Raw genomic sequence first — 14,247 nt, 5'->3', positions numbered from 1 at the left:
ACCTTAAGTGAGTAATTTTTAAAAATAGCTAATAATTTAGAATTATTAGTTTAAAGGAGAATTGATGAATAGAATTTTTTCAAAGTTTTTTCTTTTTTTTTGTTTTGCAATGGTTTTATTTGCAAATTCAGAAGCTTTAAATAAAAATGAAGTTATTACTAATGCTGAAAACTCTAATTTTGAAAATGAAGTTTTAGGATATTGGGTTGGTTATGATGATGTGAGTAATATAAAAAATTCTATTATTTATGTTTACAAATATGATGGAGAAGTCTATGGCCGAATTTTAACTATAATAAAAGATGGCAAAAAGTATGATACTAAAAATCCTTCAGGAGATACTGTTGTTGGGTTTGAAAATCTTGCAATAGAAGGTCTTGATTTTATGTGGGGGCTTAAGTATTCTTCTACTTCTAAAAAGTGGGATAGAGGTAAAATAATAGATCCTAAAAACGGTAAGATTTATAATTCTGAGATGAGCGTTGATAGTAAAACCGGAAATCTTGTTACCAAGGGGAAAGTTTGGATTTTTGGCAGAAGCAAAGTTTGGACAAGAGCTAAATTTGATGAGATACCAGAAGTAGACTTGCATAATCTTGTTCCAGAGCCTCCTGTAAAAAAATAAATTTTTTCTTTTGGTTTTACTATTTTGAAAAAATACATAAACATACGGATGGGATAAGTAGGTTATGAAAAATAAAACAGAGTATTACGATCAGTTTATTGCAAAAGTACCTGATTTTCCTAAAAAGGGTATTCTTTTTTACGATATTACTAGTGTTTTGTTAAAACCCGAAGTTTATACCTCATTAATAAATGAGGTATATTCTTTTTATAATTCTAAAAAGATTGATTGCATTGCAGTTGTTGAGTCTAGGGGATATTTGATAGGTGCTCCCTTATCTTTGAAAATGCAACTTCCTCTTGTTTTAATTCGAAAAGAGGGTAAATTGCCCAGAGAGGTTTTTGGCGAAGAGTATGAGCTTGAATACGGCTTTGGGAGAATAGAGGTGCACAAAGACGATGTTAGGATGTATTCCAGTATTCTTTTAGTAGACGATATATTAGCTACCGGTGGTACTTTAAAGTCATCTGCAATTTTACTAGAGAGAGCCGGAGGCAAGGTTAAGGATATTTTTTGTTTTATTGAGCTTTGTGGTATTAATGGTAGGCACATTCTTGAAAATTATGAAGTCAATTCTCTTGTAAGGTACAATTAATTTAATGCTTGACTTTTCTTTTTTATTAAATTTACAATGTTTAGTTGAGGTAATGTAATGTATGTATGCGTTGGTAGAAATAAATGGCAAACAATATAAGGCTATTGAGGGCGAATTTTTAAAAATAGATAAGATTTCTCCTATTGAAAAAGAGAAGTTGGAATTTAACAGTGTTTTGCTTATTAATAAAGCTGGAGAGATTAAAATAGGAAAGCCCTATGTTGTAAATTCTCTTATTAGATGTACCTATAAAGAAGATAAGAAAGATAAAAAGGTTGTTTCTTACAGATATAGAAGAAGAAAATCAAGTGAGAGAAAAGTTGGACACAGGCAAACCTATTCTTATATTTTGGTTGATGAAATAGTTTTTTAAGTTTATTGATTAGTGTTTTAGTAAAAGTAAAAGATGATGTAATCATTTATCTTTTAGCTAATGGGCATGCTATTAGCAAGAATAATGTTAACGTTGTCTGTTCCTCTTTTTCTTTTATTTTGAGAACCTTTTTTAGTGTTCTTGATCTTGAGGGCGAGGTTTTTATTGTAAAAAATTTAGAAAGAGGTTATTTAGAATTTAAGCCTTTTTTTAAAGATTTGACCAAGGAAAGTCTTTTTTATTATAGTAGATTTTTAATTAGAGGCATAGCTGATTTGTGCTTTGAGTATCCGAATGATATTAAATTAATTTTGGAGGAAAATTAATGGCAACAAGTAAAAGTGGTGGTAGTTCAAAGAATGGACGAGATTCTATATCTAAGCGACTTGGAATTAAAAGAAGTGGTGGCCAGTTTGTTAAGGCTGGAGAAATAATTGTTAGACAAAGAGGTACAAAATTCCATAAGGGTAAAAACGTTGGTCTTGGAAGAGATTATACGATATTTGCGCTTTCATCCGGTAAGGTAGAATTTAAAACCTTGAAGGGACGAAAATATGTAAATATTGTTAATATGTAAATATTGTTATTTTTAATTGAAAAATTGGAGAAATTTTGTATAGCTTTAAGGACTATGTAAATATAACGGTAGTTTCGGGCAATGGTGGTTCTGGGTGTGTTTCTTTTTTGCGCGAAAAGTTTAATGCAAAGGGTGGTCCAGATGGTGGAAATGGCGGGAGTGGTGGAAGTGTAATTTTTAAGGTAAGAGAGAATCTTAGTACTTTATCTTTTTATAAAAATGGGCATGTGCTTTGTGCCGAAAATGGAAAGCCCGGTATGGGTTTTAAGAGAAGTGGTGCTAATGGTAAAGATTTGGTTCTTTTTGTTCCTCCAAGTACTGATATTTATAATGAAAATAATGGGGCTTTTTTGTGTAGGCTTGAAGATTTAAATGACGAATTTACTATTTTAAAAGGTGGTAGAGGTGGACTTGGTAATTGGAATTTTAAAACTTCAGCTAGAAGGACACCAAGGTTTGCTCAACCTGGAGAATCAGGAAATAGCTTGAATGTACGTCTTGAACTTTTTTTGGTGGCAGATATTGGACTTATTGGTCTTCCCAATGCTGGCAAATCCTCTCTTCTTAATAGAATAACTTCAGCAAAGTCTAGAGTTGCAAATTATCCTTTTACAACAAAGACTCCTCATCTTGGTGTGCTTAGACACTCTTATGATGATTTAATTATTGCAGATATTCCAGGAATAATTAAAGGCGCTAGCCTTGGAGTAGGGCTTGGTACCAAATTTTTAAAACATATTACTAAAACCAAAATTTTAGCTTTAGTAATTGATATTTCTGAAGCTGATTTTTTAGAATCATATAATATTCTTTTAAATGAATTAAAATCGTATAGTTACAAGCTTTTTAATAAAAAAAAAATTATTATTGCCAATAAGCTTGATTTGGATGAGTCTGAGAAAAATTTTAATTGTCTGATAAAAGCTTTAGGAAAAGAAAAGATTATTGGTATTTCTATTTATGAGAATAGAGGGATTGATGAACTTATTAAGGAATTTTTTATTCTGGCTAAAACCTTTTAATAAAATTGATTTTTTATTATGTATTTTTCATTTTTAAGATTTAGGTTTTGAATGCCGAATTTATTTAATTTAGGTAAAAAGAATTCATGAGAATTGCAATATTAGGGGGTACTTATAACCCAGTCCATATTGGACATATCTTTTTGGCCAAAGAGATAGAGTGTTTATTAAGTATTGATAGGATAATATTTGTTCCTACTTGTAATCCAGCTCATAAAGTGATTGGAGAAGACGTTAGTATTGAAAATAGAATAGATATGCTCAAGCTTGCATTAAAGCATGAAAATAAAATGTTTATAGATGACTGCGATTTAGTAAATGGCGGCATAACTTATACTATTGACACTATTTCTTGTGTTAAAAAAAAATATAAAAACGATAAGCTTTTTTTGGTTATTGGTGATGATCTTTTTCAAAATTTTGATTTATGGAAAGATCCCCAAAGCATTGTGAATTCTATTGATCTTGTTGTTGCTCATAGGGTTTGTAAAGAGAGGATAAAAAGCTCTTTTAAGCATATTTATTTAGATAATAAAATAATACCAATTTCCTCATCAGAGATTAGAAATAGAATAGCCAATGGATTTCCCGTTAGTTATTTGCTACCCTTTGGTGTGTTAAAATACATCAAAGATAATAATTTATATGTTAAAAAGGTAAATATTTGAGAAAGGATTTAATTTTTTTAGTTTTAATTGCTCTAATAATAGCAGGTGTAGTAATTTTTTTTATTAGAAGTTCTAAAAAAGAGCTGGTTTACTTCGAGCTTAATACAAAGAGCAATATTAGTTTTTTGTTTCTAATAGAAGATCTTAACAAAAATCTTGTAAGTATGCAAGAAGTTTTCATTAATATAAAAACAGGAAATGTTGGTTTTTTAGATATTCCAATTCATACTGGATATGAAGATTTAAAAGGCAATATATCTTGGTTTAAAGATCTTTATAAAAAAAATTCTTTTAATAAGTTTTTATCTAAAATTTATACACAATTATCTCATGAATCAGATTATTATATCCGCTTTCAAAAAGAAAATTTTGTTAAACTTATCGATTATTTGGGGGGTGTTAGACTTCTTGTTAAAAATCCAGTAAAGGTTTATAGTTTAGAGGATTCTATTTTAATACCTTCTGGCACTTCCAATTTTGATGGTGATAAAGCTTATGATTATTTGAGATATTTTAATGATGTTAATCAATTTGAAGAGAGAGTTGAGTTTTTCAAAGAGTTTTTTAAAAAACTTCTTTTTCAAATTTCAGATTTTGGCATTGAAAATGACAATTTTTTCAGAATATATTCCATGCTAGATACTAACCTTTCAGAAGTTGTTTTTAGGTATATTGTTAAAAATTATAAAATAAATAATGATAAAGTTATTTCTATTAATATTAAAGGGCAAGAAGAGATTTTTAAGGATAATGATAATAATTTGATAAAGGTAGTTTTTCCTTATTATGGGGGTGCTATTTTAAAAGAATCGGTGGATAAATTGAATAAAGAGTTGATTAATGAAGGCTTAGAAGAGATAGTAAAGATTATTGTTTTAAATGGAACAAAAGTCGTTGGACTTGCAAAAAAAACAGCAAATATTTTTAATTCTTTAAAATTTAAAGTTTTAAAATTTGGTAATGCAGATAAAAATTCTTATAAAAATACCCTGATTATAAATAATTCGGATAATTTAGAGATGGCTGTTAGAGTTGGAGAAGTAATTAAAGCCTCAAACATTAAGCCAATTTCTGAAGTTCAAACTAGTAAATTGTTAGAACTTGATAATCTTGATATTAATCCCGATGTAATAGTTGTTTTAGGAGATGATTTTGATGGAAGATACGTTAAAACTAAATGATATTAATGCTTTGTGTAAAATAATAAGCGATTTTAATGGAATTGACGTTATGGGTATTAATGTTAGCAATATTTGCAATTGGACTGATTTTTTTATAATAGCTACTTTTGTATCGTTTAAACAGATAGAAGCTTTATATCTTGATAAGATAGTTAAATTTTTTAAAGAAAAAAAAATTAATTTTAATGTTCAAGGAAAGGGATTGGTTTATGACTGGACTGTTGTTTCGGGTGGAAATTTGGTAATCCATTTAATGAGTGAAAAGGCCCGAGAATACTATGAGCTTGAAAAAATATGGTCCAAAGGAACTATTATTTATCCCTAATTATTGTTTAATTAAAAAAACTAAAAATATCATAAGAACATGTTTACAAAAAATAGAAAATATTTTAGATTTAAGTTATGTACTTTTTGCGGGAGGCTTATAAGTGGATATTACAGACATAAGAATTAAGAAAGTTGAAGGTAAAAATTCTGGTTCTAAATTGCTAGCATATGTTGCAGTTACTTTTGACAATTGCTTAGTTCTTCACAATATTAGAGTTATTAAAGGGCAAAAGGGAGTATTTATTGCTATGCCCAACAGAAGGACTAGAGTTGGTGAGTATAAAGATATTGTTCATCCTATTAGTCAGGATTTTAGGAAAGCTTTGCAAACTTCTATTTTTAAGGAATATATAAAAGAGAATCCAGCTGATCTCGAGCTTGAATTAGATTTTTAAATAATTATTGACAAAGAGTGTTGTATCTTGTATGCTTGTCAATTGTAAGTATTAAGGTATTTGGGACGTCGACAAGTGGTAAGTCAACTGGTTTTGGTCCAGTCATTCGAGGGTTCGAATCCTTCCGTCCCAGTATTTTACATTAGGAGTTTTTTGGTGGAAAATAGCAGGATTTTAAGTTGCGAGTATAGATCAAGCTTTGGATCTTCTAATGCCCGCAGAATAAGAGCTAAATACGAAATACCAGCTGTTGTTTATGGGCAAGGTAATGATGTCTCACACTTGAAAATTAAGAGTAGTGATTTTAATAAGAAATTTGCAAAGTTTACAGATAATACTGTTTTGGTATTAGATGACGGCAAACTAGAAAGATGTGTTTTTGTTAAAGATGTTGCAGAAAATATTGCCAGCAAGCTCATTTATCATATTGATTTTTACGAAGTAGATAAGCATGTTGAACTTGAAAAATATGTTCCCATTAAACTTATTGGCGCTTCTGCTGGAGTCAAAGAGGGTGGAATTTTGACTATTTTGAAAGAGCAAGTTAAGGTAAAGTCTTTACCCCTTAATTTGCCAGAATTCATAGAGCTTGATTTAACGCCTGTTAATAAAGGCGAAAGTGTTCTTATTAAAGATCTTGTGTTACCTTCTAATGTTAGGCTTGCAGAAAGTGATGGGAATTTAGAAGTTGTTATTATAAAGTGATTTTATGGGGTTGTTGATACTTGGATTAGGAAACCCCGGATTAGAATTTTCTTTAACCAGGCATAATGTTGGTTTTTCTCTTTTAGATAAAATTGTTTCTAAAAATGGCCTTTTTTTAAAGAGAAAAAAAAAATATGAATATTCAGAGTTAAAGATGATTTCTGGAAGAGTAATTTTAATTAAGCCATTAACTTATATGAACTTAAGTGGATCTTTATTTCCTTCAATATTTTCAGATTTTTATATGTGTATAAAGAATTTGTTGGTGGTTGTTGATAATGTTGATCTTCCTTTGGGAAAATGTAGGCTTAAAGGTCAGGGTGGTATTTCTACTCATAACGGTCTAAGGTCAATTTCAAGTGCTCTTGGAAGTTCTAATTACAGCAGGCTTTATGTTGGGGTTGGAGGCAATTCTATGTGTGATATAAAGAATTTTGTTCTTTCTAGATTTTCCAAGGATGAAATAGATAGGCTTGAAAAATTGTATGACTTTTTAAGTGATGAGTTAATTGATATTAGCGAGGCAAATTTTAAAGATAAGGTTCAAAAAATCAATTCTAGTAATTTTTAATGCATGTTTTAGATGATAATATACAAATTAAAATAGATAAATTTTATAAAAAAAATTATCTAAATAAAAATCGGGTTATTGTAGCTTTTTCTGGAGGAGCCGATTCTACAACTTTATTATTAAATTTAAAATATTACTTGAACGATAATATTGTTGCATTTTATTTTGCCCATTTTATTAGATCTGATAATGAGCAAAATCAAGAAATAGAGCATGTAAAGAGGTTTTGTGCCCTTTACGGTATTACTTTACAAATTAAAAAATGTGATATAGATATAAAAAGTGAATCATTTAGGTTGGGAGTATCTATTGAAGAACTTGCAAGGAAATACAGATATAATGCTTTCGAAAATGCTCTTAAAGAAAATGATGCAAATTATATTGCACTTGCTCATAACGAAAATGATCAAATTGAAACAATAATTATGAGATTTTTTCAAGGATCTTTTTTAGATGGTCTTTCAGGCATTCCCGGTGTTAATAAAAATATTATAAGACCTTTGCTTGAGGTTACAAGACCAGAAATTGATAATTTTTTGTCTTTGAATAATATTAGTTTTTTTGTTGATAGTACAAATTCTCAAAATTTATATCTAAGAAATAAAGTTAGAAATAGTTTGCTACCTTCTATAGAAAAAATTTTCAAAGGGTATGAAAAATGTCTTAAAAGAATATCTGAATTTTCAAGAGAATTTATAAATTATTTCGAAAAAGATGAGTTTTTTCCTATCGAGAAAGGCAAATACTATTATTCTTTTGATTTAGAATCTTTTTTAAATTTTCCTAAGTATTTAACGTTTAGATTGATTTTTAAAATTTTAAATTCAGAGGGAATTGAAGCTAAAGTTTCTTATAAAGCTCTTAATGAAATGTTTAAAGTGAAGATTGATAGAAAAAAAAGCAATGTTTTGTTAAAAACCAATGATTTTATTTTAGAAAAAAGGCATAATAAAATTAATATAATTTTCAGAAGGGATGAAAAATTTTATAAACCTTTTGATTTTATTTTACAAGTTGGTAAATGGCATAGTTTATCTTTAGGCAAGATTTTGCTAAAATGTTTAGAGTGCAATACGACTGCTGTGTCAAGTTTAAAATGTTGTTCTTATGAGTTTAGATATAAATTTTTTAAGGATAGATTGAAAGCAAAAAAATTTTTTTCTAAATTTATAAGATGTAATCCGGTTTATTTAATGTTATTAGCATTAGATAACAGTTTAATTGGAATTATTGATTTAAATACTTTAAACTTAATATGGAGTGAAAAAAGCATTCTTAAAAAAATTAGTATATCTTTGATTGGAGGACTTTTAAAGGAATGAATGGCAATACCAATATGAATAATAATGGAAAATCTAATAACAAAAAGAAGAATAAAAATTGGATTTTAGGACTTGTTGTTATTTTTTTAATTTCAGCAATATTTACATCATATTTTATACGGGGAGGGGAAAGCTATCAGACTGTTCCTTATAGCACTTTTCAGAGTTATTTGGACAACGGTCTAGTTGAGTCCGTAGTAATAATTGATAGAAGTTTGATTCAATTTGTTGTCAGGGGTTCTAATTCTGTAAAATCTTACTTTTCTACCAGTATTCCCTATCTTGATATAAATCTGCTTTCGGAGCTAAAAAGTAAAAAAGTTGAGCTTAGCTCGGGAAAAAGTCAATCTTCTTTGATTGGAGTTTTATTACAAACTTTGCCCTGGATTTTATTTTTTGTTTTCTTTTTCTTTATATTTCGTCAAACTCAAGGTGGTGGTGGAAAGGTTTTTACATTTGGAAAAAGTAATGCTCAAAAGTATGAGTCTGGAAAGAATAAAATCACTTTTAAGGATGTTGCTGGCCAAGAGGAGGTTAAGCAAGAACTTCGTGAAGTTGTTGAATTTCTTAAAAATCCAAAAAAATTTGAAAAAATAGGTGCTAAAATCCCTAAAGGGGTTCTTTTGGTTGGTTCTCCAGGTACTGGTAAGACTTTGCTAGCCAAAGCCGTTGCTGGTGAGGCTGGTGTTAGTTTTTTTCACATGTCAGGTTCAGATTTTGTTGAAATGTTTGTTGGAGTTGGAGCAAGTCGTGTTAGAGATTTATTTGATAATGCTAGGAAAAATTCCCCCTGCATTATTTTTATTGATGAGCTTGATGCTGTTGGTCGAAGTCGTGGCGCGGGGCTTGGCGGTGGTCATGATGAAAGAGAGCAAACTCTTAATCAACTATTGGTTGAAATTGATGGATTTGGAACGCATACTAATGTAATTGTTATGGCAGCTACAAATCGTCCAGATGTTCTTGACTCTGCTTTGCTTAGACCAGGACGATTTGACAGGCAAGTAACAGTTTCTTTGCCTGATATTAAGGAAAGAGAAGCAATATTAAATATTCATTCTGCAAAAACAAAACTTTCAAAAGATATTAATTTGCAAGTAATAGCAAGAGCTACTCCTGGAGCTAGTGGTGCTGATCTTGCAAATTTAATTAATGAAGGAGCCTTAATAGCTGCAAGGAATAATCAGGATGAAATTTTAATGAAGGATATGGAAGAGGCAAGAGATAAAATATTGATGGGAGTTGCGAAAAAATCTATGACTATTACTGATAGGCAAAAGCTTGAGACAGCTTATCATGAGGCAGGCCATGCTTTGCTTCATTATTATCTTGAGCATGCTGATCCACTCCATAAGGTTACCATTATTCCAAGGGGCAGGGCACTTGGTGTTGCATTTTCGCTTCCAAGGGAAGATAGACTTTCAATAAACAAGCATCAAATTCTTGATAAAATAAAAATATGTTATGGTGGTTATGCTAGTGAGCAAATAAATTTGGGTGTTACAACAGCGGGTGTTCAAAATGATTTAATGCAAGCCACTAGTTTGGCTAAAAAAATGGTTATGGAATGGGGAATGGGTGAAGAAGTGGGGCCAATATTTTTAGTAGATGATGAGGCACCCATTTTTCTTCCAAAAGAGTTTTCAAAGTCCAAGGCTTATTCTGAGAACACTGCTGATAAAGTTGACAGAGAGGTAAAAAGAATACTCGAAGAATGTTTAAAAGAGGCATTAGATATTCTTATAAAGCATAAGGATCAGCTTGTTAAGCTTACAAAAGAGCTTGTTTTGAAAGAAACTTTAACTGATAAAGAGGTAAGAGAGCTTTTGGGGTTTGAAGCAAGTAAGGATGAATACGGCTTATTTGCAGCGGATTCTAATGCAAAAGAAGTAAAGGAGGAGGATACAAAAAGCTAAGGTAAGTGTTTATGTTTTATTTAAAGATGGGTTTGATTCTTTTTATCTCTATAAACTTAGGTGCAGTTTCAATTGAAGAAGATGAGGATATTTCAAATGTTCTTTTCAATGCGTCTAAAAATTTTTCCAATTTTCAAAAAGCCAACGATTTAATTTATGGATCTCTTGATTTCAATTCTTTAGCTTCAGACTCTCTTTATGAGCTTGCATTAAAGGAAGATATTGCTCTACTAGATAGAATTTATTTATTAAAGCAAGCAATCGATATTAATAATTTTAAAGCAACAGCTCTTAAAGAGATATACACATCTTATTTTGCGTTGCTTTTAAGGCAAAATAAAAATAAAAATATGTACAAAGAAATTATTACTTTGTATGAAAACTTAAATGAAGAATTGCAAATAGATAAAGATTTAATTTGTATGAGACTTGAAGCTTCTGGAAGGCTTGAAAGTTTTGGAGATGATTTTAAAAAAATTTTATTTAAGGCCTTTTCCTTGTATGGTGGTGATTTTTTATTTTTTAAGTGGTTTTTAAAGGATGATAGATTTTTTTTTAGCATTTTTAATACCATTAAATCAAAAGAAGATTTTTTCTTTACGACCGAGAATGTTAATTATATATTTAGAAATTCAGATTTTAATTATAACAATTCTGTTTCTTTGTTTTCTTTTCTTAAGGGTAAAATTAAAGAATATAATGGAATTCACAGTATTTGTTTTTTAAAATACAAGCTTTTAGATCCCATTGAAGCTTATAATGCTTTTAAAAAATTTCCTCCTGAAACAATAAATGAATATAAAATGTTTTATGACCTTTTGGAAGATCCAGACATGAAGGAAAAATTTTTAGAAGATTATAAAAGTTTGTCAGGAATTTATTGTATCAATAATAAAAATAATGTTGCTATACTCAAAGATGGAGTTTTAGTAGGTATTTTTTCAGGAATAGTAGATTTTAGCAACAAATTTAGTTTAAATAACAGATATTTTAATAAGATGTATTTTAAAGATAAGTCCCCAGTTTATTATGAGAATAGTTTGCTTGGCTATAAAATAAATTATTCTGCCTACCCTTACGTTGATACAATTGAAGTTCAATATCCCGATAAAAGGGATGTTTATACCTTTGCTTTACATACTTTTAAGTGTAATCTTTTTAACAATTTAGGCTACGATTTTAATAGCCTTGGAATTAAAGAGTTGTTATTGATGAACATTGAAGATTTTTTCTTACCCACTGCTTTAAATTTGGTTTTTGAAAAAATTTCTGCTTTAGATATTAAATCAAGTTTGATAAGTAAAAAAAAATATTTTGGATTTAATTTGGTGGAAATTAAAAATTATGTAGTTGGAAGTTTGGTTTCAATTTATAGAAAAGTAAATGGTTCTAAAAAATTCAATTATATTGAAATTTATGAGAAGGATAGATTAAAAATAAAGAAAGCTTTGCTGGACGATGATTATTTTGAAAATTATTACACTTTTGAATAGTAACTTTCAAAATAAGTCCCAATTATTAAGTTTTGGGGTTTTGATTTGAGAGTTTTTTGACTATTCTGTGTTTTTATGGTTTAATTTAAATTTGCTTCAGGGGGAATTTTGGGTTTTTGTTTAGACTTTGCTAAAGAAGATACTAATTTGAATAACATTGTATCTATTAGTCATTTTGACTTTAAAGTAAAAATGAATTTAATCCTTGTAGTTGGGCCTATGGGAAGTGGGAAAACAGAATATGCTGCAAAAATTTATAAAGATTCTCTTGTGGTAAGAAAAAAATCTTTCAAGGTGTTGAGTAATATTATTAAAGAAAATAGGAGCAGAGTTAATGTATTTTTTATTAGAAATTTTCTTGACAAGAGAAGGTTTCAGGATTATCCAGAAAATGTAATACCATATAGAGGTGGTGGAAAAGATAAGATTGATGAAATTGGTTTTGCCAGCAGCTCTTTTGATATTGAAAACTTAATAGCTTCTAACCCTAGTTGTGGCACTTTTATTATTGATGAGGCATGTTTTTATGATGAACGTTTAATTTTTGTTTTAAATAAAATTTCGTTAAATGAAAATATTTTGTTTATATTGCCTACATTGCTTTATAATTTTAGAAAAGAATCTTTCAATGATACTGCTAAACTTTTGGTGGAATATTCAGATAAGATTTATAAGCTTGGAGCTTATTGCGGACACGTTGATTGCATGGAAGAGTCTTTTTTTTCGTATAGGTATTATTTTTATAACAACAAAGAAATCCCAGCCCCTTATTTTGATCCTCTTCTTATTGTTGGTGGTGACGAAGAGATTGAATCTGCTATTTATCCAAATTACTCTACAAGGTGTTCAATGCATCATTATCTTGTGGGCAAAGAATATTTTTTTTCTTTTTTAAAACCATTTGCCTTGTTGTATTCACAAGGAGAGAAAAAATTTCTTGAAAATGAAATTATAGCGTTAAGTAGTGATGTTGAAAATTCTAATTTTGCAAATTCTCTAGATAGTGGAAAAGTATGTGAATTTAGAGCTGAGGTTTTAAAAAATATTTTAGAACTACCTTTTTTAGCAGAAAGAGCGTTAATAACTCTTTACTCAGAATATAGTATTTTGAGCAAAGATAATTTTAAAGATCTTGTTTTTAAATTTTCTTTAAATAAGGATTATATAAATAAAATTTTTTTCTCCAAGGAAGGTAAAAATTTTATTTAATAATAGTTTGAACTTTTTTCAAAAAATGCTTTAGTCTCGTCAATTCTTAGTAGTTCTTTTTTGATAATGTCGTGGTAATTGAACTCTTTAATAGAAATTTTATGATATTCATTTTCCCAGCTTGTTATTCCATCATTTTCTAGTTTAACAGATTTATAGTTTTCAAGACTTTTGTGGTATTTTAGTGCTTCGTCATAATAATTAATGGCCATTTTATATAATTTTTCTGATTTTTCTAGATTTAGAATAATTCCATTTTTTTCTGGAGTTTTGAAAAAATATAAATTTCTTGTATCAAATAAATCTCCCAAATATAAATTTTGCTTGACTAGAAGCAGATTTACATGCATTTTGAAAAGAAGTTTATATTTTTCCCACTGTTCTTTTGTTTCTATTTTAGTTAGTGAGTACTTTGGATTTCCAAATGGGTATTTTAAGGCTTTTTGAAGAAAAAATATATTTTTTTTGTAGTTTTCAGGTTTTTTTTTCATTTGAGCGTTAAAAATTACATACCATTGCTCTGCATAATAAAATTTGGACGATGCATTTATCTTTGCAGCTGCTGCTAAGAGAAGCAAAATTAAAGTTATTTGAAAAGTAACACTTTTAAAAATATAATTAATCATACGATTAATTATATTAGAATTTTATTAGATTAAAAATTTTTTTTGCGTTTTTATCTAAGTTATCTTTTATTGAATTGTCAATGTAAATCACATTAATTTTTTTTTCGAGTTTTTTAAGTGATTCTGAATATTTTAGAGCAATTTGTTCAAAAGTTTGGTATTTTTCAAGCTCAAAAAGATCGCTTTGTGGTCTATGTTTTTGTATTCTTTCATAAGCTATGTTTGGATTTATTTCAATAAAGAATACTTTCTCAGGTAATGGGAAGTTTTTATTTAATTTATATCCCAATTTTCCTTGATAGGCAATTGATGAGAATAAATATCGATCGGTTATTATTTTTGTAGATTTTGTTTTTAAAATTTCTAGTATTCCACCTTTTTTGTATAAATGATCGTGTCGATCCGCTGCATAAAGATATGCAAATGTTGATTCTTTTAAAGGATTTTTAAAATTCATTAATTGCTTTTTTATCATTTCTCCAATTATTCCGCTTGATGGTTCTTTTGTAAAATAATATCTTGATTCATCGTTGCAAAGGATTTTTAACCTATTGATTATACTTGTTTTTCCGCTTCCATCAATTCCTTCTATGCAATAAAAATTTTTTAATATCTTAGCCACAAATGCTTTTTCTTCCTTTC

18 protein-coding genes and 1 tRNA gene are annotated in these 14,247 nt (G+C 28.8%); 17 read left to right on the top strand and 2 right to left on the bottom strand.

What is annotated here, in order from left to right; all coding sequences use genetic code 11:
* Window positions 1-64: 64 nt before the first annotated feature.
* The 17 genes from QIA41_RS00350 (at window position 65) to QIA41_RS00270 (ending at window position 12,979) form a co-directional block, all read left to right on the top strand.
* Complete coding sequence (locus QIA41_RS00350; RefSeq protein ID WP_320292091.1) at window positions 65-625, top strand: DUF2147 domain-containing protein; 561 nt, start codon at window positions 65-67, stop codon at window positions 623-625.
* A 64-nt stretch (window positions 626-689) separates the two neighbouring features.
* Entirely contained in the window at window positions 690-1,220 is a 531-nt protein-coding gene (locus QIA41_RS00345; RefSeq protein ID WP_320292090.1) for an adenine phosphoribosyltransferase, read from the top strand.
* 61 nt (window positions 1,221-1,281) lie between these two features.
* Window positions 1,282-1,593, top strand: a complete 312-nt coding sequence (gene rplU, locus QIA41_RS00340; RefSeq protein ID WP_320292089.1) for a 50S ribosomal protein L21 — start codon at window positions 1,282-1,284, stop codon at window positions 1,591-1,593.
* A gap of 5 nt (window positions 1,594-1,598) precedes the next feature.
* Entirely contained in the window at window positions 1,599-1,919 is a 321-nt protein-coding gene (locus QIA41_RS00335) for a ribosomal-processing cysteine protease Prp (RefSeq protein WP_320292088.1), read from the top strand.
* Entirely contained in the window at window positions 1,919-2,170 is a 252-nt protein-coding gene (gene rpmA / locus QIA41_RS00330) for a 50S ribosomal protein L27 (RefSeq protein WP_320292087.1), read from the top strand. Before QIA41_RS00335 ends, rpmA begins: the two co-directional genes overlap by 1 nt.
* Window positions 2,171-2,205: 35 nt before the next feature.
* Complete coding sequence (obgE, locus tag QIA41_RS00325) at window positions 2,206-3,192, top strand: GTPase ObgE (protein ID WP_320292086.1); 987 nt, start codon at window positions 2,206-2,208, stop codon at window positions 3,190-3,192.
* A gap of 86 nt (window positions 3,193-3,278) precedes the next feature.
* Window positions 3,279-3,860 (top strand): nicotinate (nicotinamide) nucleotide adenylyltransferase, encoded by a 582-nt coding sequence (gene nadD / locus QIA41_RS00320; RefSeq protein WP_320292085.1) that lies wholly within the window; start codon window positions 3,279-3,281, stop codon window positions 3,858-3,860.
* A complete protein-coding gene (locus tag QIA41_RS00315) occupies window positions 3,857-5,041 on the top strand; it encodes an LCP family protein (RefSeq protein ID WP_320292084.1) in 1,185 nt (394 codons plus the stop codon). Before nadD ends, QIA41_RS00315 begins: the two co-directional genes overlap by 4 nt.
* Window positions 5,016-5,366, top strand: coding sequence for a ribosome silencing factor (gene rsfS, locus QIA41_RS00310; RefSeq protein ID WP_320292083.1), 351 nt, complete (start codon window positions 5,016-5,018; stop codon window positions 5,364-5,366). The genes QIA41_RS00315 and rsfS overlap by 26 nt, the downstream gene beginning before the upstream one ends.
* Window positions 5,367-5,469: 103 nt before the next feature.
* Window positions 5,470-5,763, top strand: coding sequence for a DNA-binding protein SpoVG (spoVG, locus tag QIA41_RS00305; protein ID WP_320292082.1), 294 nt, complete (start codon window positions 5,470-5,472; stop codon window positions 5,761-5,763).
* 61 nt (window positions 5,764-5,824) lie between these two features.
* Window positions 5,825-5,896: transfer RNA gene (locus QIA41_RS00300), tRNA-Gln, on the top strand.
* 23 nt (window positions 5,897-5,919) lie between these two features.
* Window positions 5,920-6,468, top strand: coding sequence for a 50S ribosomal protein L25/general stress protein Ctc (locus QIA41_RS00295; RefSeq protein WP_320292081.1), 549 nt, complete (start codon window positions 5,920-5,922; stop codon window positions 6,466-6,468).
* Between the two features lie 4 nt (window positions 6,469-6,472).
* Complete coding sequence (gene pth / locus QIA41_RS00290; RefSeq protein WP_320292080.1) at window positions 6,473-7,039, top strand: aminoacyl-tRNA hydrolase; 567 nt, start codon at window positions 6,473-6,475, stop codon at window positions 7,037-7,039.
* The gene (gene tilS, locus QIA41_RS00285) at window positions 7,039-8,361 is read left to right on the top strand and encodes a tRNA lysidine(34) synthetase TilS (RefSeq protein WP_320292079.1); all 1,323 of its coding nucleotides are present in this window, start codon (window positions 7,039-7,041) and stop codon (window positions 8,359-8,361) included. The genes pth and tilS overlap by 1 nt, the downstream gene beginning before the upstream one ends.
* A complete protein-coding gene (ftsH, locus tag QIA41_RS00280; protein WP_320292078.1) occupies window positions 8,358-10,277 on the top strand; it encodes an ATP-dependent zinc metalloprotease FtsH in 1,920 nt (639 codons plus the stop codon). Before tilS ends, ftsH begins: the two co-directional genes overlap by 4 nt.
* 11 nt (window positions 10,278-10,288) lie before the next feature.
* Window positions 10,289-11,770 (top strand): hypothetical protein, encoded by a 1,482-nt coding sequence (locus tag QIA41_RS00275; protein ID WP_320292077.1) that lies wholly within the window; start codon window positions 10,289-10,291, stop codon window positions 11,768-11,770.
* A 108-nt stretch (window positions 11,771-11,878) separates the two neighbouring features.
* Window positions 11,879-12,979 carry a thymidine kinase gene (locus QIA41_RS00270; RefSeq protein WP_320292076.1) on the top strand — a complete coding sequence of 367 codons (1,101 nt, stop codon included), beginning with the start codon at window positions 11,879-11,881 and terminating at the stop codon, window positions 12,977-12,979.
* Here the strand turns inward: QIA41_RS00270 and QIA41_RS00265 are convergent.
* Together QIA41_RS00265 and tmk are read right to left on the bottom strand one after the other, a co-directional pair.
* Window positions 12,976-13,605 carry a hypothetical protein gene (locus QIA41_RS00265; protein ID WP_320292075.1) on the bottom strand — a complete coding sequence of 210 codons (630 nt, stop codon included), beginning with the start codon at window positions 13,603-13,605 and terminating at the stop codon, window positions 12,976-12,978. The two genes, QIA41_RS00270 and QIA41_RS00265, sit on opposite strands and share 4 nt — an antisense overlap.
* 13 nt (window positions 13,606-13,618) lie before the next feature.
* Complete coding sequence (gene tmk / locus QIA41_RS00260) at window positions 13,619-14,227, bottom strand: dTMP kinase (RefSeq protein WP_320292074.1); 609 nt, start codon at window positions 14,225-14,227, stop codon at window positions 13,619-13,621.
* Window positions 14,228-14,247 lie beyond the last annotated feature (20 nt).

Origin of the sequence: Borreliella sinica (genome assembly GCF_033969665.2) — a bacterium.
Taxonomy (GTDB): domain Bacteria; phylum Spirochaetota; class Spirochaetia; order Borreliales; family Borreliaceae; genus Borreliella; species Borreliella sinica.
Note: the sequence above shows the minus strand (reverse complement) of the source record. Positions and strands in the feature narration are given on the sequence as shown.

What these genes read in the sequence shown, in the direction of transcription:
- QIA41_RS00350 (WP_320292091.1), top strand. Translation starts at nt 65, where the DNA reads ATGAATAGAATTTTTTCAAAGTTTTTTCTTTTTTTTTGTTTTGCAATG.
- QIA41_RS00345 (WP_320292090.1), top strand. Translation starts at nt 690, where the DNA reads ATGAAAAATAAAACAGAGTATTACGATCAGTTTATTGCAAAAGTACCT.
- rplU (WP_320292089.1), top strand. Translation starts at nt 1,282, where the DNA reads ATGTATGCGTTGGTAGAAATAAATGGCAAACAATATAAGGCTATTGAG.
- rpmA (WP_320292087.1), top strand. Translation starts at nt 1,919, where the DNA reads ATGGCAACAAGTAAAAGTGGTGGTAGTTCAAAGAATGGACGAGATTCT.
- nadD (WP_320292085.1), top strand. Translation starts at nt 3,279, where the DNA reads ATGAGAATTGCAATATTAGGGGGTACTTATAACCCAGTCCATATTGGA.
- rsfS (WP_320292083.1), top strand. Translation starts at nt 5,016, where the DNA reads ATGGAAGATACGTTAAAACTAAATGATATTAATGCTTTGTGTAAAATA.
- pth (WP_320292080.1), top strand. Translation starts at nt 6,473, where the DNA reads ATGGGGTTGTTGATACTTGGATTAGGAAACCCCGGATTAGAATTTTCT.
- tilS (WP_320292079.1), top strand. Translation starts at nt 7,039, where the DNA reads ATGCATGTTTTAGATGATAATATACAAATTAAAATAGATAAATTTTAT.
- ftsH (WP_320292078.1), top strand. Translation starts at nt 8,358, where the DNA reads ATGAATGGCAATACCAATATGAATAATAATGGAAAATCTAATAACAAA.
- QIA41_RS00275 (WP_320292077.1), top strand. Translation starts at nt 10,289, where the DNA reads ATGTTTTATTTAAAGATGGGTTTGATTCTTTTTATCTCTATAAACTTA.
- QIA41_RS00265 (WP_320292075.1), bottom strand. Translation starts at nt 13,605, where the DNA reads ATGATTAATTATATTTTTAAAAGTGTTACTTTTCAAATAACTTTAATT.